This window comes from Mycobacterium arosiense ATCC BAA-1401 = DSM 45069, assembly GCF_002086125.1.
GTDB classification, from domain to species: Bacteria; Actinomycetota; Actinomycetes; order Mycobacteriales; family Mycobacteriaceae; genus Mycobacterium; species Mycobacterium arosiense.
This window is the reverse complement of the sequence record NZ_MVHG01000378.1, coordinates 1-241: the sequence shown is the minus strand read 5'-3', so window position 1 is coordinate 241 and position 241 is coordinate 1. Positions and strand designations below refer to the sequence as shown.

The following is a 241-nucleotide window of genomic DNA, read 5'->3' as shown; positions in this document are numbered from 1 at the left end:
GTCCTGCACATGGCCGGATGAACGCGGCTTCGCCAGGGAAGGCCGCCAGGCGTTAAGATGACGACCTGCATTCCAAGGTATCGAAGCCATGCGTTATCCCGAAGACCACAAGCAGAAGACCCGCCGGCGTATCGTCGAGGAGGCTGCCCGGCTGTTCCGCCAGGACGGCGTCGGCGCCACAGGGCTGCAACCGCTGATGAAGGCCCTGGGCCTGACCCATGGAGGCTTCTACGCGCACTTC

At 64.3% G+C, this 241-nt stretch carries 1 protein-coding gene; it reads left to right on the top strand.

Going from position 1 to position 241, the window contains the following annotated elements; translation table 11 throughout:
• Positions 1 to 88: 88 nt before the first annotated feature.
• A partial coding sequence (locus BST14_RS32255) for a TetR/AcrR family transcriptional regulator (protein WP_142279734.1) occupies positions 89 to 241 on the top strand: 153 nt, incomplete at its 3' end.